19 protein-coding genes are annotated in these 19,295 nt (G+C 62.1%); 10 read left to right on the plus strand and 9 right to left on the minus strand.

Annotated features, from left to right (window positions below; genetic code table 11):
• Positions 1-221: 221 nt before the first annotated feature.
• Positions 222-851: an invasion associated locus B family protein gene (locus tag FJ428_RS16510; protein ID WP_140498608.1), complete on the plus strand. Its 630-nt coding sequence runs from the start codon at positions 222-224 to the stop codon at positions 849-851.
• Between the two features lie 92 nt (positions 852-943).
• Here the strand turns inward: FJ428_RS16510 and hspQ are convergent, their stop codons facing one another.
• Together hspQ and FJ428_RS16520 are read right to left on the minus strand one after the other, a co-directional pair.
• Positions 944-1,267 carry a heat shock protein HspQ gene (gene hspQ / locus FJ428_RS16515; RefSeq protein ID WP_181165343.1) on the minus strand — a complete coding sequence of 108 codons (324 nt, stop codon included), beginning with the start codon at positions 1,265-1,267 and terminating at the stop codon, positions 944-946.
• A gap of 159 nt (positions 1,268-1,426) precedes the next feature.
• Positions 1,427-2,641 (minus strand): UbiH/UbiF family hydroxylase, encoded by a 1,215-nt coding sequence (locus FJ428_RS16520; protein WP_140879801.1) that lies wholly within the window; start codon positions 2,639-2,641, stop codon positions 1,427-1,429.
• 112 nt (positions 2,642-2,753) lie between these two features.
• Between FJ428_RS16520 and FJ428_RS16525 the strand changes: the two genes are divergently transcribed.
• From FJ428_RS16525 to FJ428_RS16560, 8 genes are all read left to right on the plus strand, one after another.
• Positions 2,754-3,650: a DUF2182 domain-containing protein gene (locus FJ428_RS16525; protein WP_181167318.1), complete on the plus strand. Its 897-nt coding sequence runs from the start codon at positions 2,754-2,756 to the stop codon at positions 3,648-3,650.
• 14 nt (positions 3,651-3,664) lie between these two features.
• Positions 3,665-4,279, plus strand: coding sequence for a DUF1326 domain-containing protein (locus FJ428_RS16530; RefSeq protein ID WP_140515399.1), 615 nt, complete (start codon positions 3,665-3,667; stop codon positions 4,277-4,279).
• Positions 4,276-5,094 (plus strand): phosphatidylcholine synthase, encoded by an 819-nt coding sequence (pcsA, locus tag FJ428_RS16535; RefSeq protein ID WP_140498605.1) that lies wholly within the window; start codon positions 4,276-4,278, stop codon positions 5,092-5,094. Before FJ428_RS16530 ends, pcsA begins: the two co-directional genes overlap by 4 nt.
• 27 nt (positions 5,095-5,121) lie before the next feature.
• Positions 5,122-6,099: a quinone oxidoreductase gene (locus tag FJ428_RS16540; RefSeq protein WP_140498604.1), complete on the plus strand. Its 978-nt coding sequence runs from the start codon at positions 5,122-5,124 to the stop codon at positions 6,097-6,099.
• Positions 6,100-6,314: 215 nt separating this feature from the next.
• Positions 6,315-7,892, plus strand: a complete 1,578-nt coding sequence (locus tag FJ428_RS16545; protein ID WP_181165345.1) for an ABC transporter ATP-binding protein — start codon at positions 6,315-6,317, stop codon at positions 7,890-7,892.
• Positions 7,889-9,019, plus strand: a complete 1,131-nt coding sequence (locus FJ428_RS16550; protein WP_140879802.1) for an ABC transporter permease — start codon at positions 7,889-7,891, stop codon at positions 9,017-9,019. The genes FJ428_RS16545 and FJ428_RS16550 overlap by 4 nt, the downstream gene beginning before the upstream one ends.
• Complete coding sequence (locus FJ428_RS16555) at positions 9,019-9,939, plus strand: ABC transporter permease (RefSeq protein ID WP_140498601.1); 921 nt, start codon at positions 9,019-9,021, stop codon at positions 9,937-9,939. Before FJ428_RS16550 ends, FJ428_RS16555 begins: the two co-directional genes overlap by 1 nt.
• A gap of 51 nt (positions 9,940-9,990) precedes the next feature.
• Positions 9,991-11,058 (plus strand): BMP family ABC transporter substrate-binding protein, encoded by a 1,068-nt coding sequence (locus FJ428_RS16560; RefSeq protein WP_140498600.1) that lies wholly within the window; start codon positions 9,991-9,993, stop codon positions 11,056-11,058.
• A 45-nt stretch (positions 11,059-11,103) separates the two neighbouring features.
• Here the strand turns inward: FJ428_RS16560 and FJ428_RS16565 are convergent, their stop codons facing one another.
• Positions 11,104-12,210, minus strand: a complete 1,107-nt coding sequence (locus FJ428_RS16565; RefSeq protein ID WP_140498599.1) for an acyltransferase — start codon at positions 12,208-12,210, stop codon at positions 11,104-11,106.
• Positions 12,211-12,308: 98 nt separating this feature from the next.
• Complete coding sequence (rimO, locus tag FJ428_RS16570) at positions 12,309-13,622, minus strand: 30S ribosomal protein S12 methylthiotransferase RimO (RefSeq protein WP_140498598.1); 1,314 nt, start codon at positions 13,620-13,622, stop codon at positions 12,309-12,311.
• Positions 13,623-13,933: 311 nt separating this feature from the next.
• On the opposite strand from rimO, the gene FJ428_RS16575 reads away from it, so the two are divergent.
• Positions 13,934-14,359 (plus strand): hypothetical protein, encoded by a 426-nt coding sequence (locus tag FJ428_RS16575; RefSeq protein WP_140658205.1) that lies wholly within the window; start codon positions 13,934-13,936, stop codon positions 14,357-14,359.
• A gap of 29 nt (positions 14,360-14,388) precedes the next feature.
• On the opposite strand, the gene FJ428_RS16580 is transcribed toward FJ428_RS16575, so the two are convergent.
• From FJ428_RS16580 to FJ428_RS16600, 5 genes are all read right to left on the minus strand, one after another.
• Entirely contained in the window at positions 14,389-15,075 is a 687-nt protein-coding gene (locus tag FJ428_RS16580; protein ID WP_140498596.1) for a TerC family protein, read from the minus strand.
• A 185-nt stretch (positions 15,076-15,260) separates the two neighbouring features.
• On the minus strand, positions 15,261-15,668 hold the full coding sequence (locus FJ428_RS16585; protein ID WP_140498595.1) for a DUF930 domain-containing protein: 408 nt from the start codon (positions 15,666-15,668) through the stop codon (positions 15,261-15,263).
• A gap of 45 nt (positions 15,669-15,713) precedes the next feature.
• Positions 15,714-16,412 (minus strand): DUF2161 family putative PD-(D/E)XK-type phosphodiesterase, encoded by a 699-nt coding sequence (locus FJ428_RS16590; RefSeq protein WP_140557216.1) that lies wholly within the window; start codon positions 16,410-16,412, stop codon positions 15,714-15,716.
• A gap of 48 nt (positions 16,413-16,460) precedes the next feature.
• Positions 16,461-18,035 (minus strand): FAD-dependent monooxygenase, encoded by a 1,575-nt coding sequence (locus FJ428_RS16595; protein ID WP_140879803.1) that lies wholly within the window; start codon positions 18,033-18,035, stop codon positions 16,461-16,463.
• A 389-nt stretch (positions 18,036-18,424) separates the two neighbouring features.
• Complete coding sequence (locus FJ428_RS16600) at positions 18,425-19,255, minus strand: glycosyltransferase family 25 protein (RefSeq protein ID WP_140879804.1); 831 nt, start codon at positions 19,253-19,255, stop codon at positions 18,425-18,427.
• Positions 19,256-19,295: the final 40 nt, after the last annotated feature.

Raw genomic sequence — 19,295 nt, forward strand, 5'->3', positions numbered from 1 at the left:
GTCTCCTTACCGGGTCGGCTTGATGATTCGGTGCGCACACTAGCATGGGGCACCGCCAATGTTCGTTGCCAAGAATCGCAGATTGCGGGCTGGATTCGGCACCGCTTGCAGTGTAACACGCCGTCCGAAGTCATTCTGTTGCCTCATTTCGGCAACAGGTAGCTGGACCACACGGCGCGAAGAAGCGGGTCCCCGGGATCATTTGAGAGGAAGTGCACGACATGACGAGCCTGAACAGCAATGCGTACCGCCTGTCGGTCATGGCCGCTGGCGTGATCGGCTTTCTGGGCGCGGCAATTCCCGTTGCTTCCGCACAGCAGCAACAACAGATCCCGCAGGGCTGGTTCAAGGCTTGCACAAAGCAGGAAGACGTCGACATCTGCAACGTGCAGAACATCACCACCGCCGGCAACGGCCAGTTGGTCACCGGCGTGAGCCTGATCGAGCTGAAAGGCAAGGTGAACCGCAAGGTCTTCCAGGTGACGGTTCCGACCGGTCGTCTGGTTGGTGCCGGCATTGGCCTCCAGATCGATACCGGCAAAACGCAGAAGCTTGAATATGTGGTCTGCTTCCCCGACCGCTGCGTGGCGGAAGTGCCGCTGACCGACCAGCTCGTCGCCTCCTTCAAGAAGGGCCAGGCGCTCACCTTGACCTCGATCAATTTCCAGAACCAGCCCAATCCGATCAAGGTCGCGCTGCAGGGCTTCAGCGGCGCCTATGACGGCCCGCCGCTGCAGCAGTCGGACATCGAGGACCGGCAGAAGAAGCTCCAGGATTTCGTCGCCAAGAACAACCAGGACTTCGCCAAGAAGCTCAAGGAAGAGCAGGACAAGGCGAAGACCGCGAACTGATCGGTTCGGGCATTCTCAAAGCCACAAAAAAGCGGGGTCATGCCCCGCTTTTTTGCTTCTGCACCTGACTCACTGATCAGTGCCTGAGGTGATCAATGCCTGGACTGCCGTTTCGGCTCGTAGCGTCCGTCCGGCTTTTTGTCGAACATTTCCTTGATCTGCGGGTGGCGGACCGGTTCTCCCGATTGGTCCTCGAGCAGATTCTGCTCGGACACATAGGCGATGTACTCGGTTTCCGAATTCTCGGCGAGCAGATGGTAGAACGGCTGGTCCTTGCGCGGGCGCACGTCGACGGGGATCGCCTCGTACCATTCCTCCGTATTGGCGAATTGCGGATCGACATCGAAAATGATACCCCGGAACGGAAACAGCCGATGACGAACCACCTGTCCGATCGCGAATTTGGCTGTTCTCATCGTACTCACCACTGAATTCCTTAGCTTTATTTGGCGCAGACTCCGAATCAATTCAATCCCGAAGCTTTGAGCGTCCTCAAGCTGCGTGTGATACGGAGCAAAGATTGTGGGCGAGTTGCCGGCCATCGATGCCTGCCGGCAGCAAATGTGTTCGCAAGCTCACTGCTGGCGCGCTTGCTTTCCCAAGCCACCGCCAAGCGCCGCAAACCCGCTGCCGGGACGGAGCCCTTCGCGCATGAAGAAAGCGCGAAGCGGTGCAAAACCACCAAGCACGCCGAGCCCGGCACCGCGCGCCATCTGCGCCGGCAGCAGGTCGGAAAGCAGCGACATGTTCAGTAGATTGACCGCGCTGCTGCGCGCCAGAATATCGGGCCGGCGCTTGAAGTCATAGATGGCGAGGGCTTTCGCGGCCCCTGGGTCCTCATAATTTTCTTTCGCGATTCCAATAAGATCGTCGATATCCCTGATGCCAAGGTTGAGCCCTTGCGCGCCAATCGGCGGAAACACATGGGCGGCTTCGCCGACAAGTGCCACCCGGTCGCGCGCAAAACGCAGCGGCGTCGCCGTTGCGAGTGGGTAGACCTGCCGGCCTGGCTCGACCATCACCCGGCCCAGCATGGACTGCATCCGCTGCTCGACCCGCAGCGACAACGTCGCATCATCCAGCGCGGCGAGTTCCGTGGCGGTTTCCGGCTTGACCACCCAGACCAGGCTCGAGCGGTTGCCGGGCAGCGGAACCTGCGTGAACGGACCGGTTTCGGTATGGAACTCGGTCGAGGTGAAGGCATGATCGCGGCCGTGGGAGAAGTTGAGCACCAGCGCTGCCTGAGGATAAGTCCGCGCCGCGGTCGAGATTCCCGCCGCCTGGCGCGCCGGCGACAGGCGTCCGTCGGCGGCAACCGCCAGGGATGCTTCGATCACGCTGCCGTCGGCAAGGGCCGCGCGAGCCTTATCGGCGCCGAGATGCCAGGCATCGACCATGGATGTCAGCCACGCGATCCCGGAATGCGCGGCAACCCTGCCGGCGAGCGCGGGAATGAGGACGCTATTGGGCAGGTTGAGCCCGAACTGATCCTCGTCGATCTCGCTGGCGCGGAAGGTGACGACCGGACTGCGGATCAACCGGTTGGTCGCGTCGACGATGCGCATCACCTTGAGGGGCGCGGCCTGCGGCTTGATGTCGGCGAGGACGCCCAGCCGCTCAAGCACCTTCAAGGCAGGGTTCATCAGTGCCGTCGTGCGGCCATCGCGGGCGGATGCCTCCGGCCCGACGAGCGTCACCGGAAAGCCGGCATCGGCGAAACCGAGCGCGGCGATCAGCCCTGCCGGCCCCGTGCCGGCGATGAGTATCCGTGCTGTTTTCTGATGCTCCAAGATCGACTTCCGGCTTGCGATGCGGGGCAGCGCACGCGCCCCGCCACTCGATGAGCATATAGGTCAGGTCATACGGCTTGATCAACGGGGCGATTCGGCCCATTCGAAGGTCATGACCGGCCGCCAGGACGACTTCAGCCATCTCGACAGCGCAGGCCGTGCGACGGCCGATATCGCACGCAACCCGCGTTTGACGGTGAACCTCGTTGTCGGCGCCGGCATCCTGCTTGCCTGGCTGTCCCTGGCCGCAATGGCGGTCCGCGCCGCGGAGGGACGCGCCGCGGGTATCGGCGCGCCCGGCGACGCCTTGTTGAAAACCCTGCCGCAGCTGCCGTTGCCCGATTCGCTGGCCCGGTTCTTCGCCCTCTGCCTCTCGGCCGCGCCCCTGGACGGAGATATCGGCCCGCGCGCCGGTGCGCTGACGGCAATGTGGTTCCTGATGGCGACCGCGACGATGCTGGCCTCGGCGGCGCCGATGATCCGAACCTATTGCGAGATCGCCGATACGGCCAGGATCAGGCATGAGCCGGTCGTCCATCCGCTGGTGCTGGTCGCCGGCTATCTCTCGACATGGCTGGCCGCGTCGGCTGGGTTTGCGGCGCTGACGCTCGCCATCGATGCGTTCGCCTCGTCAGGCCAGATGTTCGATCCGGTTCTGGGCATTGCCGGCGCTGTCGCCTTGCTGGTCGCCGGCCTCTACCAGTTCAGTGGCCTGAAGGAGGCCTGCCTGAAGAAATGCAGGAACCCCTTCGCGATTCTGTTTTCCAACTGGAGCGCGCGGCCTGCAGCCATTTTCCGGCTCGGCGTCGCGCAAGGCATCTGGTGCCTTGGCTGTTGCTGGGCACTGATGCTGGTGATGTTCGCCGTGGGCGTGATGAACGTCTTCTGGATGGCGCTGATCGGCCTGTTCACCCTGATCGAAAAACAAGCCGCGGGCAGGCTTCCAACCCGGCTGGCCGGTGCGATACTGCTTGTCTGGGCAGCCGCGCTGCTAGTAGTCTCGCTATGAGTGGGGGAAACTCGATGACGGATCCGAGCTGGGCAATGAAGGGGGAGCTCGTACTCTCCTGCAATTGCACGGTTTTTTGCCCTTGCGTGCTGTCGCTGGGCAGCCATCCTCCGACCGAAGGCTATTGCCAGACCTGGGCGGGTTTCCGTATCGATGCCGGTCATTTCGGAGAGGTCGACCTGTCAGGCCTTAATCTCGGGCTGATCATGGAAATTCCCGGCTATATGAGCCGCGGCAACTGGACCGCCGGCCTGTTCATCGACGTCAGAGCCTCGATCTACGCCGTCAAGGCGTTGACGAAGATCTTCACCGGCAAGGCGGGCGGGACGACGTCGCTGCTTTCGATCCTCGTCGGCAAATTCCTCGGTGTCGAACAAGTGCCGATTACCTATGAGACACGCGACAAGACGCGTATCTTCCAGATACCGAAGATCATCGATGGGGCGGTCACGCCAATTGCCGGCAAGGACCGCGACAAGGACACGGTGATCAGCAATTCCGAATATTGGATCGCGCCGGAGATCATCGTGGCCAAGTCCGACAAGAGCAAGATGCGAGCCTTTGGTCGCAACTGGAATTTCGGCGGCCGTTCAGCCGAAATCTGCAAGCTGGACTGGCAGGGCCCGTGAGCAAGAACACAACGGCCAGGAAAGCCGCCAAGAAAATCGCCGACCGGATTCCGCGGCCGAAGAAGAAAGTCACCTGGCCGCAGGCGCGCGCCTTTTCGGTGCATCTCCTGACCGCCTCCGGTTCGTTCCTGGCCTTCCTGTCGCTGGTGGCGGCGAGCGAGGAGCGCTGGACGGCCATGTTCTGGTGGCTGGGGCTGGCGCTGTTCGTCGACGGCATAGACGGGCCGATCGCGCGCAAGCTCGAGGTCAAGGAAATCCTGCCAACATGGTCGGGAGAGCTCCTCGACAACATCATCGACTATGTCACCTATGTGCTGATCCCGGCCTTCGCGCTCTATCAGCGCGGCTTCATGGGCGAGGGCCTGTCGTTCCTGTCGGCGGCCATCATCGTAGTGTCCAGCGCGATCTACTATGCAGACACAGGCATGAAGACGAAGGAGAATTTCTTCAAGGGATTCCCCGTTGTCTGGAACATGGTGGTGTTCACGCTGTTCGTCATCGAGCCGGGACAATGGGTCTCGTTCGCGGTGGTCGTGGTGGCGGGCATCCTGACATTCGTTCCGATCAACTTCATCCATCCGGTTAGGGTGGTGCGGCTGCGGCGCATCAATCTCGCAATGACTCTTTTGTGGTGCGCTTTCGGCGCGCTTGCGCTTGCGCAAGCGGCACTCGCCGCCTTCTATGACCAGATCGGCGTGCTGGGCGCGCAGGTCAGCACCTTCATAAAGATTGGCATTACCGTTACCGGGCTCTATCTCGCCTGTATCGGCGGCATCATGCAGTTCTTTCCAAATCTCGGTGCCAAAAAAGCCTGATCGGCAAATTTCTCAAGGAAGCCCACCATGCCCAAAGCAGTCCGCATCCACGCCCATGGCGGTCCGGAAGTCCTGACCTATGAGGACACCGATCCCGGCCAACCGGGATCAGGGCAGATCCTGGTCAGGCACACGGCAATCGGCCTCAATTTCATCGACGTCTATCATCGCTCCGGTCTCTATCCGCCGCCCGGCGGGTTTCCGCTCATTCCCGGCAGCGAGGCCGCCGGTTTGGTCCTGACTGTGGGCGAGGGCGTTGACTGGCTGAAGCCCGGCGACCGGATCGCCTATGCCGTCACCACAGGCGCCTATGCGCAAGAGCGCGTCATCGATGCCAGCAAGGTCGTCAAGGTGCCGGACGGCATCAGCGACGAGCAGGCGGCAGCAATGATGCTGAAAGGCATGACCGCCGAATATCTCTTGCGCCGGACCTTCAAGGTCAAGGCAGGCGACACCATCCTGTTCCATGCGGCAGCCGGCGGCGTGGGGCTCATTCTCGGCCAATGGGCGAAGCATCTGGGCGCGACCGTTATCGGCACGGCAAGTTCGAACGACAAGATCGAACTCGCCAAGGCACACGGCTTCGACCATGTCATCAACTACAAGGAGCAGGATTTCGTCGCCGGCGTCGCGGCCATAACCGGCGGCAAAAAATGCGACGTCGTCTACGACTCCGTCGGCAACGACACATTCCCGGCCTCGCTCGACTGCCTGAAGCCGCTCGGCATGTTCGTCAGCTTCGGCCAATCGTCGGGACCGATCCCGCCATTCTCGATGTCGCTGCTGGCGCAGAAAGGCTCCTTGTTCGCTACAAGGCCGACGTTGTTCGTCTACAATGCAAAACGCGAGGATCTGGACGCCTCGGCCGCGGCCTTGTTCGAAGTCGTGCTTAGCGGCGCCGTCGAGATCAAGATCAACCAGCGTTATGCACTCAAGGACGCGGGCAAAGCCCATGCGGATCTTGAAGGCCGCCGGACCACGGGCACGACCATACTGGTTCCCTGACGGGAACTGCCCTGGTTTTGAGCTCTCTGCCGCAGGTGCGGGCACGGTTTGCGCGAAAAGGCGGCCCGCCGCGTGGTTGCGCGAAGAAGACTGATCTTTGCCCTTGAGTTTCCGCTGAAATTCTTGAAGCTCTTTCAAGTCGAGTGCTGCTTTCGCATGAGAGCTGGCCGCGCATACGATGCTTGCGGGAACACAGAACATATCCGGGAACCCGGATGGGAGGCACTGTGAGTGCAAATCATAACGGAGCGAATCTGCTTGAGGTTCGCGGCCTGACCAAGATTTTCGGCACGCTGACGGCGTGCGATCATGTCGACCTCGACATAGCCAAGGGTGAGATCCACGCGCTGCTCGGCGAGAACGGCGCCGGCAAATCGACGCTGGTCAAGATGCTGTTCGGCTCGCTGGAGCCCAATTCCGGCGAAATATTCTGGAATGGCCAGGCCGTCAGAATTACCAGCCCGGGCGTCGCGAAAAAGCTCGGCATCGGCATGGTGTTCCAGCACTTCTCGCTGTTCGAGGCGCTGACGGCGGCCGAGAACATCGCGCTTTCCCTGGATGACGGCTCCCCGATCAGCAGCATCGCGGCCAAGGCGAGGGCGCTTTCCTACAGCTACGGCCTGCCGCTCGATCCTGAATCGCTGGTAGGGGACCTGTCGGTGGGCGAGCGCCAGCGCATCGAGATCATCCGCTGCCTGCTGCAGACGCCGCAACTCATCATCCTGGACGAGCCGACCTCGGTGCTGACGCCGCAGGAGGCCGACAAGCTGTTCGAGACGCTCGAACGTCTGCGCTCGGAAGGCAAATCGATCCTGTACATCTCGCACCGGCTGGAGGAGGTCAAACGCATCTGCGACCGCGCCACCGTGCTGCGGCACGGCAAGGTGGTCGGCCACTGCAATCCGCGCGAGGAGACCGCCGCGTCCTTGGCCCGCATGATGGTCGGCAACGAAGTGCAGGCCGTGGTGCGCGCGCCGGTCGCGGGCATCGAAACGGCACAGTCCCTGCTCGAAATCCGCGGCCTCAGCCGCAAGCCGGCGACGCCGTTTTCGATCCCGCTCAAGAATATCAATCTCACCGTCCGCGCCGGCGAGGTGATCGGCATCGCCGGTGTCGCGGGCAACGGCCAGGGCGAGTTCTTCGAATCCGTTTCCGGTGAAGTCCTGCAGCCGGATGCCGCCTCGGTGCGCATTCGCGGCAAGGATGCGGGCAGCCTCAGCATCACCGGGCGCCGACTGCTGGGTGCAGCCTTCGTGCCGGAGGAGCGCCTCGGCCATGGTGCCGCCCCGCGCATGCGGCTTTCGGAAAACCTGCTCCTGTCGCGCCATGCCACCGACGGCAAGACCTTCGTCGGGACGGGCGGAATGGTCAAGAGCGGCACCGTCTATGCCGCCGCCCAGCGCATCATCGAGGCGATGGACGTGCGCAAGAGCGCGCCCGATCCGGAGGCGGCAGCGCTGTCCGGCGGCAATCTGCAGAAATTCATCGTCGGCCGCGAACTCGACCGCAGGCCTGACGTCATGGTGGTCAACCAGCCGACCTGGGGTGTCGATGCAGGCGCAGCCGCCCATATCCGCCAGGCACTCATCGAACTGTCCCGCAGCGGATCGGCGGTGTTGGTCATCAGCCAGGATCTCGACGAGCTGTTCGAGATATCGGATGCGATCGCGGTGATGCACAATGGCGAACTGTCCAGGCCGCTGGCGATCGCCGAGGCGACCTTCGAAAAAATCGGCCTGCTGATGGGCGGCGCCGAACCAGGCCACGCCGAACACACGCTGGAGACGGCATGATGCGCCTCGAACTCGTCAAACGGTCGCAGCGCTCGGCGCTGTTTTCCATGCTGTCGCCATTCATCGCCTTCGCGCTGACGATCATCGCGGGCGGCATCATGTTCGCGCTGCTCGGGGTCAATCCGTTCAGCGCGTTCAACATCTATTTCATCGAGCCGGTCAGCCAGGTCTGGCAGTTGCACGAGCTGGCGATCAAGGCGGCGCCGCTGATCCTGATCGCGGTCGGCCTGTCGGTCTGCTACAAGGCCAACATCTGGAACATCGGCGCCGAAGGCCAGTTCATCTTCGGCGCCATCTTCGGCTCGGCCGTTCCGGTGCTGTTTCCTGGGTTCGAGGGCCCATTGGTGCTGCCGCTGATGCTTCTGCTGGGCATGGTCGGCGGTGCCGCCTACGCGGCTATCCCCGCATTTCTGAAAACCCGCTTCAGCACCAACGAGATCCTGACCAGCCTGATGCTGGTTTACGTCGCACAGCTCTTCCTCGACTGGCTGGTGCGCGGACCCTGGCGCGACCCGCAGGGCCATGGCTTCCCGCAGACCATCCAATTCGGCGATTCCGCCATCCTGCCGGAACTGATGCCGGATGCCGGCCGCGCCAATTGGGGCTTCGTGTTCGCGCTGGTCGCGGCGGTGCTGGTGTGGCTGATGATGAGCCGCATGCTCAAGGGTTTCGAGGTTCGCGTGCTCGGCTCCAGCCCGAGGGCAGGGCGCTTCGCCGGCTTCGGCCTCAACCGCATGGTCTTCTTCGCCTTCCTGTTGTCGGGCGCCTTGGCCGGGCTTGCCGGGATATCGGAAGTTTCCGGCGCCATCGGGCAACTTCAGCCCGTCATTTCGCCCGGCTACGGCTTCACCGCCATCATCGTGGCGTTCCTTGGCCGGCTCAATCCCCTCGGCATCGTCGCGGCGGGCCTGGTGCTGGCCCTGACCTATCTCGGCGGCGAGGCGGTGCAAAGCGCGCTCGGCATCTCCGACAAGGTGGCGCGCGTGTTCCAGGGCATGCTGCTGTTCTTCGTGCTCGGCTGCGACACGCTCATCCATTACCGCATCCGGTTGATCGGTCTGGCGCTGACCAAATCGGAGAGTGCCGCGAAGCTCGAGGCCGCGCCAAAGTTGAAGGAAGCCCGCTGATGGACATCACCGTCAACATCCTCCTGACCATCGCCACGGCGGCGACGCCGCTGCTCATTGCGGCGATCGGGGAACTGGTGGTCGAACGCTCCGGCGTGCTCAACCTTGGCGTCGAAGGCATGATGATCATGGGCGCCGTCGGCGGTTTCGGCGCAGGCTATCTGACCGGCTCGCCCTGGATCGGGCTCTTGGCGGCCATCGCCATGGGCGCGCTGTTCTCGCTGCTGTTTGCCGTCATGACGCTGTCGCTGGCCACCAACCAGGTGGCGACCGGCCTGTCGCTGACACTGCTCGGCCTCGGCCTCTCCGGCATGATGGGAACCAGTTTCGTCGGCCAGCCCGGCGTCAGGTTGCCCAATCTCGATATTCCCGGGCTCAGCTCCATCCCGGTGGTGGGCAGACTGCTGTTCGGCCAGGATCCGTTGTTCTACATCTCGATCGCGCTGACGGCGGCGGTGATGTGGTTCCTGTTCCGGACGCGCACCGGGCTGACGCTGCGCTCGATCGGCGACAGCCACGCCTCGGCGCATGCGCTCGGCATCAGGGTCATCCGCTACCGCTATCTCTCGGTGATCTTCGGCGGCGCCTGCGCCGGTCTTGCCGGCGGCCATCTCTCGCTGGTCTACACCCCGCAATGGGTCGAGAACATGAGCGCGGGCCGCGGCTGGATCGCGCTTGCGTTGGTGGTGTTCGCGTCCTGGCGGCCGTGGCGGGTGCTGGCGGGCGCCTATATCTTCGGCGCGGTGTGGATCGGCCAGCTTCATGCACAGGCTTTTGGCATTCCAGTGCCTTCGCAACTGCTTTCTTCGTTGCCCTATCTGGCGACCGTCGTGGTTCTCGTTCTAATCTCGCGCAACAAGCGTCTGACGATGATGAACACACCGGCTTCCTTGGGGCAGCCATTCGTTCCGGATCGTTGACAACAATAACAAGACGGGAAGCTCCAAGGCTTAACTCAGAGAGGTAACACGATGAAAAAACTGCTTATTGCCCTGATGACGACGACAGCGGCATTTTCGCTGGTCGCGTCCGCGGAGGCCGCCGACAAGCTGAAGGCATGCTGGGTCTATACCGGCCCGATCGGCGACTTCGGCTATTCCTACCAGCACGACCAAGGCCGCCTCGAAGTCGAAAAGGCGCTCGGCGACAAGGTCGAGACCGCCTATCTGGAAAACGTCTCCGAAGGCCCCGATGCCGACCGCGCTTTCGAGCGCTTGGCGCGCGAGGGCTGCAAGATCATCTTCGGCACGTCCTTCGGCTTCATGGATGCAGAAGTGAAGGTCGCCAAGAAGTTCCCCAAGGTGATGTTCGAGCACGCCACCGGCTACAAGACGGCGGACAATCTCGGCATCTACAACGCGCGCTTCTATGAGGGCCGCTATGTGCTCGGTCAGATCGCGGCCAAGGAATCGAAGTCCGGCGTCGCCGGCTACATCGTCTCCTTCCCGATCCCGGAAGTGGTGATGGGCATCAACTCCTTCATGCTCGGCGCGCAGTCGATCAATCCGAATTTCAAGGCTAAGATCGTCTGGGTGAATTCCTGGTTCGATCCGGGCAAGGAAGCCGATGCGGCCAAGGCCCTGTTCGACCAGGGAGCCGACATCATCGTCCAGCACACGGATTCGACCGCGGCCCTGCAAGTGGCCGAGGAGCGCAAGCTGCACGGCTTCGGCCAGTCCTCCGACATGATCAAGTTCGCGCCGAACGCGCAGTTGACTTCGCTGACCGACGAATGGGGACCCTATTACATCAGCCGGGTTCAGGCAGCCATCGACGGCACCTGGAAGCCCGACAATGTCTGGCTCGGCATCAAGGACGGCGCGGTGAAGCTCGCGCCCTACACCAATATGCCCGACGACGTGAAGGCGATGGCCGAGGCGACCGAGAAGAAGATCGCCGGCGGCTGGAACCCCTTCACCGGACCGATCGCCAAGCAGGACGGCTCGCCATGGCTGAAGGACGGCGAGGTCGCCGATGACGGCACGCTGCTCGGCATGAATTTCTACGTCAAGGGCGTCGACGACAAGCTGCCGCAATAAGCTCTACGTACGTTCGTCAGGGAAGGGCGCCGCGAGGCGCCCTTTTCATTCGGCGGCTTGCGCTACCGCCGGGACATGGCGAAACCGCACCAGGCCGGCGTCCACCACGAGGCTGAGCCGGATCCTGAGCCAACGCTGCACCGGCCGCTCGAAATAGCGCCAGATCGCCCACGACACCAAAACCATGAGCGCCACGCAGGTCCACGCTGCAACCCATTTGCCGGCCAGCGGCGTCAAGGCGCTGATGAAGAGATAGCCGGCATTCTGGTGAATGAGATAAAGCGGGTAAGTCAGCCCGCCGAGAGCCAGCGTGAACGCCGACGGCCTGATCCGGTGGCGCAGCAGGACAGCGCCGATCAGCGCCGCGTGCATCGCGAGGTTGGCGGCCACGAGATGGGCGGACGAGACCGCAATGCCATAATGCCCGATCATCCACTGTTGCGTCACCGATAGCGTATAGCTGGAGAGCACGAAGGCGGCCGCCAGCAACAGCAAGGCCGGCACTGAGCGACCATGCGCGTGGAGATGATGGACCAGCATGCCGGCGGCGAAGAACGGCCCGAACTCGGTGAGAAACAGAAGCCGCGCCGCGCCGCTGCCGAGGAAGAGTTCGTTGATGGCCGAGATCGCCAGCCAGCCGAGGATCAGCCCCAATTTCCATCGCTGGAAAACGCCGGCAATCAGGGCCAGCGTCACCCAGCCGTAGAAAACCACTTCAAGCACGACCGACCAGTAGACGCCGTCCATGAAAGGCTGACCGAAGGCCGGCGCGAACATTGTGAGATTGGCGAGATATTGGCTGAGAGAGGCCGGGAGCAGCGGCGTGCCGGAAAAGGCGATAACCGCGAAGCTTATCGTCATGCAGAGCAGAAAGCCCGGATATAGACGCGCGAAACGTGCGACGGCGAATTCTTCCCAGCCGCCGCCTTCCGCCGACCATGCGATGACGAAACCGCTGATCAGAAAGAAAAGATTGACGCCGAGATAGCCGTACAGAGCGAGTGGCGCGGCATGAGGATAGCCCGTCGTGAGAAAGCCGTCGGCAGCCGCGCCGCGGAAGAAATAGTGAAACAGCACAACGGCCAGCGCAGCCGCCAGCCTCAACAGGTCGAGCGTCGCGATATAATCCTGGCGGACAGGTCTGGGGTCCATCCTGAGTTCCTGCGTTTACGGTCCGGAAACCATAAGGCAGGCGGCGGCCAAACAGGGTAAATGGCCGGAACTATCGCGAAATGTGGTAAATCGCAGTCTCAGACGGCCGAGCCGTAGAGGTCATAGGCGTCGGCGCGATCGACCTTGACGGTGACGATGTCGCCGGCGCGCAGCGGGCGGCGCGACTGGATGTGGACGGAGCCATCAATCTCCGGCGCATCGTATTTGGTGCGGCCCTTGGCTGATGTGCCATGCGCTTCGTCGATCAGCACCGGCAGGCGCTTGCCGACCTTCTTGGCCAATTGCGTCGCCGAGATCTTCTGCTGGCGCTGCATGAAGCGGTGCCAGCGCGCCTCCTTGATTTCCTGCGGCACCTGCTCAAGGCCGAGTTCGTTGGAGCGCGCGCCCCGTACAGGTTCATATTTGAAGCAGCCGGCGCGATCGATCTTCGCTTCGTCCAGCCAGTCGAGCAGCATCTCGAAATCCTCGTCGGTCTCGCCGGGAAAGCCGACGATGAAGGTCGAGCGGATGGCGAGGTCGGGACACACATCGCGCCAGCCGCGAATGCGCTCGAGCGTCTTTTCGCCATGTGCCGGTCGGCGCATGTTCTTCAACACCTGCGGCGACGCATGCTGGAAGGGGATGTCGAGGTAGGGAAGGATTTTTCCCTCGGCCATCAGCGGGATGACGTCGGCCACGTGCGGGTAGGGGTAGACATAGTGCATGCGCACCCAGATGCCGAGCTTGCCCAGTTCCTCGGACAGATCGAGGAATTTCGCCCGCACTTCACGATCACCGAACATGCTGGCCTGGTATTTGATGTCGATGCCGTAGGCGCTGGTGTCCTGCGAGATGACGAGGAGTTCCTTGACGCCGGCCTTGGCCAGTTTCTCGGCTTCACGCAGCACATCGGCCGCTGGCCGCGAGACAAGGTCGCCGCGCAGCGCCGGGATGATGCAGAAGGTGCAGCGATTGTTGCAGCCTTCCGAAATCTTGAGATAGGCATAGTGGCGCGGCGTGAGCTTGACGCCTTGAGGCGGCAGCAGATCGATATAGGGATCATGGCTCGGCGGCGCAGCCTCGTGCACGGCCGCCATGACGCTCTCATAGGCCTGCGGACCGGTGATGGCGAGAACGTTGGGATGCTTCTCGCGAATGACATCGGGCTCGGCGCCCAGGCAGCCGGTGACGATGACCCTGCCGTTCTCCGAAAGCGCCGAACCAATGGCGTTGAGCGATTCATCACGGGCGGAATCGAGGAAGCCGCAGGTGTTGACCACGACGAGATCGGCACCGTCATGCTTGCGCGCGATCTCATAGCCCTCGGCGCGCAGGCGCGTGATGATGCGTTCGGAATCCACCAGGGCTTTGGGGCATCCGAGACTGACGAAGCTGACGCGCGGGGCGGACATGGGCAAGGTTCCAATGGACATGAACCGGAAACGCTGATCCGGCTCGAAGTCTCGACATATAACGGTTTGCACGGCTCTGGCGGGAGCTCAATTCGGGCGGCGCAATAGCACGGCTCGCCCGATCAGGCAAACAGGCAAGCTCTGCGACATCGGCGATCTCGTTGTGCGGATCGAAGCGAAGAAGCCGAAAGCCGTTGGTTCGCGGCTCTTAAAGCGAATTGCCGGGTAATGGCAGCCAGTCAACGCGACTTTCAGCGCTATGATTAGGACTCACTAATATGCTATAGGCAGAATGGTGAGGGGCTAGTCCCATGAAACAGTTGCTAGGACATATTGCATTGGCGTGGCTTGTGCTGCCCGGCGATGCGGACGCACACGGTTGGTATACGGGCAAGACCGATCCCGTTCTTCACTATGACTGCTGCGGAAACAAGGATTGCCGCCCCATCGATTCCAACGATGTCAGGATGACCAAAGACGGCTATTTTGTCAGGCTGCACCCTACCTACTTGAATGAGCCACAAGAAGCAGAGTGGTTTATCCCGAGAGAACGTGTCCAGGCTGCGCCCGATGATCGATACCACATCTGCGAGCGTCTAATGACGTTTTATCGAACGATCATTCCCCATATGAAGTTTGATCCTTACCAGCGATATAGGTGGACGTGCTTCTTCGCGCCTATGGGCACCGGTTCAATCCCAATTAGAATGAACCACTATGCTGCAACTTCAAACTGACCAACATCGGCGGGCGCAAGGGTTCCAGCTCAGTGGCCGCTCGACCCGAACCATGGCGCCAGGAAAGCGAATTGGTCGGGAAACTGCTGCACGGCGCCGTCAAGAAGCATCTTCACGGCGACGTAAAGGATGATCAGCAGGCCGATATAGGCGATCCAGCGGTATTTGTGCAGCAGGCGCGCGACGAAGGACGCGGCGAAGCCCATCAGCGCAATCGACAGAGCGAGGCCGATGATCAGCACCGTCGGATGGTTCATGGCCGCTCCCGCCACGGCCAGGACATTGTCGAGCGACATGGATACGTCGGCAATGACGATCTGCCAGGCGGCCTGCGAGAAGGTCTTGCGCGGCGACTTGCCGGCAATGGTCCCATCCTTGTCGAAATCGCCATTCGACAGCGCTTCGGTCGCGTCGCGCTCCTGCTCGTGGCTGACACCCAGCTCCCGCCACATCTTCCAGCACACCCAAAGCAGCAGCAGGCCGCCGGCGATGAGGAGCATGGGGCCAATTGTCAGCAGCCATTGCGTGATCAGGGCGAAGAAAATGCGAAGGACGGTGGCCGCGATGATGCCGACCAGAATGGCCCGTTTGCGCTGACTGGCCGGCAAGCCGGCCGCCGCAAGGCCGATGACGATGGCGTTGTCCCCAGCCAGCGCAAGATCGATCGCGATTACCTGAAAAAGGGCCGATAAGCCTGCGGCAGTAAATATTTCCATCGACCTGGAAGCCCTTGCCTGTTCGCCGAGTGTTCGTTGTCGATCGCCCAGCCCGCCCTAAAGGCATGGTTCCTTGCCGTCAAGACATCGCTTCGGGCAACGCCGCAAAACCGCTTTCGTTGCAGCGGCGCCATTGAGGGGATTCGACAATCGCGGCCGAGCGAGTCGAAACGGCAGTGAAAAACCTAATCGTAGAGATTGTATTTTGCCCAGTCGGTCTCTGGAATCTCGTCGCCGATGCGGTAGCGGAGCTGTAAAACCTCCATATGGTCCGGCGCCGTCTCGCACTTGAATTTCAGCCGGTACCATTGCCCCTTGCTGCGGAAGGCGGCTCCTGGGCTCTTAATGGCGTCGTCGCTCATGACCGGCGTGGCAAAGGCGTAAGCGACCACCCGATCCGCCTTGTACTTGCGGTCGTCATGGGTGATCCGGTCGAGGACTTCAGCATCACAGCGCTGTTCGAGGCGGGTTTGCGGGTCGAGTTTCAGGAGGCCTGCGCGCAAGGCGCTGTCCATGGCGTTGGCCGGAAAAGCCAGGGTCAAGAACGCCATGACCGTCGTGCAGAGTGTCTTCATGGGCGGGACAAGCAGCATATTTTGTCTGAAAAATCAACCAAAGGGCCGGGCGTTGTCCCGCGCTCAGCCACTCGGCGCGTTCAAAATCCCGTGTCGGGATTCATCGTGCGACGGCTGCGGCCAACGCATCAGCGAGGCACGGCCGGCGTCGGTCAGATCGTAGACGCCGCGGTCGACGCGCGCGAACCAGCCATAGACATTGTGCAGCAGGATTTTCGGCGCAAGCGGCGTCAGCGCCTTGAGATCGCGCGGGCGCTTGGGCCCGTCGGCCAATGCCGCGGCGCAGGCGAGGGCGCTTTGGCGGTATGCTGTCATGATGGGATTGCGCGATCCCCCGCCCGCGACCGGATCGCCGCGGCGCCGGCGATGTTCGTCGACCAGCCGCGAGCGGCGCCGTGGGTTCTTGCGCGGCGTGACGGTGACCGGGCTCAGAAGCACCTCGACCCGGTCGCTCGCCGTTACGCCGAGCAGGCCGAAGCCAAGCCGGCGGCAAAGATTGCGGAACCGGGCGTCGCTCTCGCGTCCCTTGCCCCTGGCCGACATGCGCGCGGCCAGCCACACCTCGTCGCAGGCGGTCGCGCGGTCGACGCCTTGCAGCACCAGTTCGAGATTGAACGCCAGCTTCAACTCGCAAATGACGACGACGGGCGGCTCCCCCTCACGCAGCGCGACAATGTCGCAGCCGCCGATCTCGCCCTTCACGGCAAAATCCAGGCTTTCGAGAAACCGCTTCACCGGCGCGTAGAGTGAGGTTTCGTTCATAGGCCCCAAGGCTTAGCCGATTCGGCACGAAAAGCCTCGGGAGCAGGCCTACATGCCTTTCCGGGGTCCGCCGAACCATCGTGATGCGGCTTGAGCGGCTTCCTCCGGGTTGGGGTCATCCCCAGCGGCCCAGGCCACGAAGCCATCGGGGCGCACGAGCACGGCGCTCAGGCCCAGTTGATCCTTGGCCTTACCGGCGACGTAGGTGATCCGGTCGCCCCAGCGGCCTGCAAGCGCTTCAAGCGATGGGCGAGCGTCAAAGTCAAGGAACAGGCCCTTGCCCGGGCTGAGGAGCCCGCCGATTTTTCTTCCTTGGATCAGCTCGAAATCGGGAACACTGCGCCCGACCAGCCGGTGGCCGCTGCCAGGATCGTAGCGAAGAGAAATACCCCATACCCGTTCGGCGAAGTATGTCGCGCCGTCGCGCGTGTCGATCAGGTCACGGATGATGGTTTCGAGCGCGCGCGTTGCCGGGCTTGGCCGCATGAGCGCGACCTGGGCGCGCGACCAGTCGAGGATTTGCGCCCCGACCGGATGGCGTTCGCTGACATAGCTGTCGAGCAGACCGTCCGGCGCGTCGCCGCGGATGGTGGCGGCCAGCTTCCAGCCAAGGTTCATCGCGTCGCCGAGCCCGAGGTTGAGACCCTGGCCGCCCAAGGGGGAATGGATATGCGCGGCGTCGCCGGCAAGCAGCACTCGTCCCTTGCGGTAGGTCGTTGCCTGATAGGCGCGATCCGTCCAGGTGGCGGCGAGTTTGAGGGCCGTCAGCGTGATGTCCGCGCCGGATACTCGGCGCAAAACCGCCTGCACGTGGTCGCAGGTGATTGGCCGGATTCGGTGGAAAGCCCCGCCATCGAACTCGACCATCGCGACGGTACCGGGTCTTTGATAAGTGTACATGCCGGTCGGCGTGTAGTGGCGGCCCGGCGTGAGCCTGTCCGGCTCGGCCATTTCGATCTGAACGGAATAGCCTGTGAATTCCGGATCGGTACCGACGAACGCGAAGTCGCCGGCCTTGCGCACCGTGCTGCGCCCGCCGTCACAGCCGACAAGCCAGCATCCCCGAAAAATCTCACCGCCGGCGCAAACGGTCACGCCTTCATGCGTCTGATCGAAATCCTCGACACCGAAGCCGCGCCTGATCTCGACTCCCATTGCGATTGCGCGCGCGGCCAAGACTGATTCGAGATGCGCCATTTCGACCGCGATTGCGGCGGTGGCCGAACCTGGCAGGCGGTAGGGCCATTTCGCGGCGTCGATGGCATCGTGGAAGAACTGGATACCTGCGAAATGGCCGCCCGGACGGCGCGGTTGATTCAGCCAGTGCGCGCCAGTCGCAGCGCCACCGTTGCCCGTCCCATCCCTCGCATTTGGTGGAGCGGCGATGTCGTCCCGCAGACCGCGACGGTAGAGGGCTTCGATGGTGGGCACCGAGAGGCCGCGCAGCCCGAACGGAAGCTGCTTCAACGGGGAGTGCGGGTCTTCGGCTTGCTCCAGCACCAGCACCGAGAGGCCGGCGAGGCGCAACTCACAGGCGAGGAACAGACCGACAGGGCCTGCACCAGCGATTATTACGTCATGGGATCGAGATGGCGGCTGTGCATGAACTGCTCCTTTGTCGATGTTCGACCGGAGCGTTCCTCGGATTTGAGAACCACACGGACGAACGATTGGACGCGAGAGAAGCGTCCGATGTTCGTCGTGGGGATCTCCTGCAGGAGGCCAAAGACCAGAGCTTTCGTTACCGAAAGGACTTGGGCTTACCGAACCAAGTCTGCCTTTTCCGACGCCGGCTCTATAGCGTTGCGGTGAGCAATCCGCAACGGACGGGATTGCGGCCGATGCAGAACGGAATCATGGGCGCTCAGGCTTGAACCGATGAAACGCCCGATGTTGTCCGATTCGCTCGTCTAGTGGCAATTTCGCCGTCGGTCGGTTTGAATGGAATGCCATTCCGACTCCGGCCGTATTGCCGCAGCGAACAGCCCATATTTGCGTTTCGGCCGTCGGGGTCACGCCCTGTTTAGGTCGTCGGCGAAGGGAATTTCGGTTCTCCAATATCGGCGCAGAAAGCGCCAAGTGCGCCGGAGCGCCGATATTGTTTTCCGTTTCAACCAGGGCATGTTTTCCAAATTGTCCGGGAATCGCACAGCGCTGTGCTGTGTAAGCGCGCGCGAGTCGACCAGATCAGATCCTTTCGGATACAGATGGAACGACTGGATGCAGAGCGCAGGTAGTATTTGATACGTCTTCAGACCTCTGGCGACGCCACAGGCAGGATTAAACATCACGTGGTCTACGGGATCGGAGAATCGCTCGGTCAGCTTTAACAGCCGTTCTGCCGCCGCTTTCGAGATTATGTATCCACCCGTCCCGAAGTGAAGGCTACGCAGGAGGCTAAGGCGGAAATCGCCGGGTAGCATAGAAACCACGCGGTCCAGCCACACCCTTCCCAGGACCGTCTCTAGTTTAACGATATCGGCGTCGACGGGAATCCAACTGGTGTCGTTGCCAACGAATCTAGGTAAATGCGAGGAGATGATCACATCGTCCTCGAAAACGCAGCCAAACGGCTCGAGGCCCGAAGCAATTTCCTCCCAGCATCGTCGGTGGCTGAGAAAACAGCCCACCTCTTCTTTGGTTAGTGAAACTGCGCCGGGCACCGGCTGGTAAACGTCCGACATCCCTTTCTCGCTAAGCAACTTTCCATCAACCGCTGGAATTCTTTCAAATTCCAAACCAATCGACGCGAAGCGTTCATACATCCGTCCTGACCTAGCCGGACTCCGGTCTAGGTTAATTACATAGGAATTCACGAAAAGCCCCCCGGCTTTTGCAGTCACTGCTGGGCGGTTATTTCATTGCTGATACAAAATCAAGGTA

Source organism: Mesorhizobium sp. B2-8-1 (assembly GCF_006440955.1).
Classification (GTDB): domain Bacteria; phylum Pseudomonadota; class Alphaproteobacteria; order Rhizobiales; family Rhizobiaceae; genus Mesorhizobium.